This window comes from Bradyrhizobium sp., assembly GCF_049586575.1.
In the GTDB taxonomy this organism is placed as follows: domain Bacteria; phylum Pseudomonadota; class Alphaproteobacteria; order Rhizobiales; family Xanthobacteraceae; genus Bradyrhizobium.
In genome coordinates, this window is record NZ_JBAVCF010000047.1 from 1 (window position 1) to 3,699 (window position 3,699).

General features: G+C 61.6%; 4 protein-coding genes. 1 reads left to right on the forward strand and 3 read right to left on the reverse strand.

The genetic code is table 11. The annotated features are described in order from the left end of the window. Nucleotides 1–127 precede the first annotated feature (127 nt). Nucleotides 128–337, forward strand: coding sequence for a hypothetical protein (locus WB528_RS01615; RefSeq protein ID WP_423886685.1), 210 nt, complete (start codon nt 128–130; stop codon nt 335–337). A 26-nt stretch (nt 338–363) separates the two neighbouring features. Here WB528_RS01615 and WB528_RS01620 read toward each other — a convergent pair whose 3' ends face one another. From WB528_RS01620 to WB528_RS01630, 3 genes are read right to left on the reverse strand one after another with little or no spacing between them, the layout of a single operon-like run. Next, nucleotides 364–1,401 (reverse strand): DNA polymerase III subunit delta', encoded by a 1,038-nt coding sequence (locus WB528_RS01620; RefSeq protein WP_423886686.1) that lies wholly within the window; start codon nt 1,399–1,401, stop codon nt 364–366. Next, a complete protein-coding gene (gene tmk, locus WB528_RS01625) occupies nt 1,398–2,096 on the reverse strand; it encodes a dTMP kinase (RefSeq protein WP_423886687.1) in 699 nt (232 codons plus the stop codon). Before tmk ends, WB528_RS01620 begins: the two co-directional genes overlap by 4 nt. Further along, nucleotides 2,093–3,295: a D-alanyl-D-alanine carboxypeptidase family protein gene (locus WB528_RS01630; RefSeq protein ID WP_423886688.1), complete on the reverse strand. Its 1,203-nt coding sequence runs from the start codon at nt 3,293–3,295 to the stop codon at nt 2,093–2,095. The genes tmk and WB528_RS01630 overlap by 4 nt, the downstream gene beginning before the upstream one ends. Nucleotides 3,296–3,699 lie beyond the last annotated feature (404 nt).

A 3,699-nucleotide genomic window follows, 5' to 3' on the forward strand; every position in this document is an offset into this window, starting at 1 on the left:
AGGCGCGGTCGGTGCCTTCGGAGCGGCAGCGGTTGAGCTGGTCTTGGTCTTCGGATCGGCGGCTTTCGCCTTCTTCGGGCTCGTAGCTTGAGCCTTTGTCTTTGCCGGTGCTTTGGCGGCAGACTTCTTGATCGCTTTTTTGGCCGCTTTCTTCACGCGCTTCTTGGCAACTTTCTTTGTCGCCTTCATTGGAGACTTTTTGGCAGCCTTCTTGGTTTTCTTCGCGGCAGCTCGTTTCGCGCCTGCGCGCGCGGCTTTGCGCGCCTTTTTCGCTTTGCGTTTCTTGGCAGTTTTTTTCACAGCCTTCGCCACACCAATTCCTTTGCAGATCAAATAAAACGATCGGGATTTTAGGGACCGCGGTTATCGCGTGGCTTCCGCAAGCATCCCAAACACCGAGAAAACAAGCGGCTTTCGCTCGAGATTGTATTCAGCGGTATCGCGCGCGGCGCGGCTGATCTTTTCCCACACCTCTGCCAGCCGTGCAAGGCGCGGCAGGTTGGCATTGGGGTCTCCGGTGCGCAGGCGTGCGCCGACCCAGCGCTCGACGCTGTCGATGAAGGTTGCGAGCGCGACCTTGTCGCTGCCGCCAAGAGCGTCGCCGAGCGCATGCAACTCGCGCGGGTCGATCCGCGGCAGGGTTGCCAGCAGCGCCGCGGTCTTGCGGTGAAGCTTGACGGCGTCGCCGCCGAGCAGCGTCAACGCCCGCGCGACACTCCCCTCCGCCGCGTCGGCAGCCTCGATCAGCGACGGATCATCGCTAGCGAGTTCTGTGGCATGGTTTGCGGCCCGGATCACATCGGCCTTGGATAGAGGCCGCAATGGCAATCGGCGGCAGCGCGACAGGATGGTCGGTAATACCCTGCCCGGCGAATGGCTGACGAGCAGGAACAGCGACTGACGCGGCGGTTCTTCAAGGATCTTGAGCAGCGCATTGGCGGCGTTCGGGTTGAGTTCATCGACGGTGTCGACGATGCACACCCTCCAGCCCTCCGCAGCCGCGGTCGATCCGAAGAAATTAATGGTCTCCCGGGTCTCGTCGACCGTGATTACGGTCCGCATCACTCCCTTGTCGTTGGCAGTTCGCTGAAGAACGAGGAGCCCGCCATGGGCACCCGCCGCGATGCGGCGCGCGGCGGGGTCGGCGGGATCGACGTCAAGGCTATCGGCACGCTGCACGGCCGCCGCAAGGGGATTTCCATGCGCAAGAACGAAGCGAGCCATCCTGTAGGCGAGCGTGGCCTTGCCGATTCCCTGCGCGCCTCCGATCAGCCAGGCATGCGGAATGCGTCCGCTGCGATAGGCATTGAGCAGCGCCGTCTCGGCCTCGCGGTGACCGAGCAGAACAGCTGTTTCTCGCGGATGAACAACCGGAAACGACGTCTCGGCCTTGCTGCTCATGCGGATGCCGCCGCACTATTCGTGCTCGTCGTGAAAAACCGGTCGCGGAGCACGGACCAGATATTCGCGGCCACCTTCGCCGGTTCCTCGGTGGCGTCGATCAGCACACAACGCTCCGGTTCGTTGGCCGCGATGCGCCGATACGCGTCGCGCAGCTGTTGATGGAAATCGACATCTTCCGACTCGAAGCGGTCGGCCGCGGCTGTCCCCCGCCGTGCTGCGGCGCGTTGGAGGCCGACCTCGACCGGAACATCGAGGATCACGGTCAGGTCTGGCTTAAGGTCGCCGATGGTGACCCGCTGCATGGCATTGAGGATCCCCGGCGCTACATGTCCAAGCGCGCCTTGATAGACGCGCGTCGAATCCGAAAAGCGGTCGCTGAGCACCCAGGTGCCTTGCTTGAGCGCAGGTTCGATCACGGTTCGTGCGTGGTCGTCACGCGCGGCGGCAAACAGCAAGGTTTCCGCGTCCGGGCCAAGCAGCTTGCCCATCCCGGAAAGGACCAGGTGCCGAATGATTTCGGCCCCTGGCGATCCGCCCGGCTCGCGGGTGACGATGGCATGCAATTTCACGCCGGCAAGACGCTCGGCCAGGATCTTGATCTGGGTCGATTTGCCGGACCCCTCCCCGCCTTCAAAGGAGATGAAGCGTCCACGCCCGGCCGTGGCTTTGGCTGAAGGCTGGGCCGTCGTCACAGCTTCTCCGCCCCTGCCCGGAACAGTCCGATGGCAAGCTCAGCGGCACCGTCGACCGCGCGCCGTATCGTCGAGCCCCGGCCAACCGCTGCTGTTGCATAGACCGGCGTTTCCACCGCGACATTGCTGCCACGCCAAACCTTCACCGTGCCGACTTTTTGGCCGGCCTCGAACGGAGCGCGCACCGGTCCGCTATAGACGATGCGGGCAATCAGCTTGTCGTTGCCGTTCTTCTGAACCATGACCTTGACCGGTTCGCGGCTGGAAAGCGCGACCGAACGGCTGTCGCCGCCGAACACTTTCGCGTAGCCGATCGTCTGATCGGCGCCGAACACGGTCCTAACCTCGAAGTTGCGAAATCCCCATTCGAGCATCTTCTTGGCTTCGGTGGCGCGATCTTCGGAGTCCTCGAGCCCGTTGATGGCTACGATCAGGCGCACGCCGTTTTGCACGGCCGATCCGACCATGCCGTAGCCGCCTTCCTTGGTGAATCCCGTCTTCAGCCCATCAGCGCCTTCGAGCGAATTGAGCAATGGATTACGGTTAGGTTGCCGGATCTTGTTCCAGGTGAATTCCTTCTCGCCGAACAGTTTATAGAATTCGGGGTAGGTCTGGATGATGTAGCGCGCCAGTATCGCCAGTTCGCGCACCGTCATTTTGTTGCCGGGATCCGGCAGGCCGTTGGAATTGGCAAACGTCGATCGTGGAAGACCGATTTCGCGCGCACGCTTGGTCATTATCTCGGCAAAGGCGCGCTCGTTACCCGCCATGGCCTCCGCCAGCACCATGCAGGCATCGTTACCACTTTGAATGATTGCCCCATGCAGGAGATCGTCCACCGAAATCTTGCTGTTGATCGCGGCGAACATGGTCGAGCCGCCGGCCGGCGCGCCACCTTTCCGCCAGGCATTCTCACTGACACGGTACTCGTCGGTTAGCTTGATGTCGCCTTGCTTGACGGCATGAAAGACCACTTCAGCCGTCATCAGCTTCATCATGCTGGAGGGCGCGCGTAGCTCATCTGCGTTTTTTTCGAAGAGAACGCTTCCGCTTGAAGCTTCGATCAGGATCGCGGTCGGCGCATCGCCGTCAAATCCCGCCTCGTCCTTCTTGGCGCCTTGCACGCTGTTGTTGGCGGCTGAGAGGACGTTGGTCCATCCCAGCGTCACCAGGACCGCCGTAGCGATCAGGCCGCGCATCAGGCGTGGCGTCGTGACCACGGGCCGGTGAAACCGCAACGTCGAGAGTGCCATCGAATTCGCCTTTGAAAGCTCGGGTTCTAACAGCTGGAAACCGCCCAAACAACACGGCTTTCCAGCTAACAGGAGGGTTGAGGTTCCGCCTTCGCCCGGTGGCATAAGGTGCTGTAAACACGGCGGAAACGCGATGTTGTGCGTTATTCGGCAGCGATCTGGGAATCGCTGTTCAAGCCTGATCGCTTTGGGTCGTTTTGGAATCAGTAAAGTCCGCGCCCGCCGAGAATTTCGCTTGGAATTTGCGGATCCATCGGCGCGTAAGCCGAGACGGGCCGGATGATGTAACGATCCTGCGGATCGTAGGATGCCGCACGCTGTTCATCCCGGAACTGACCGTTCGAACGCTG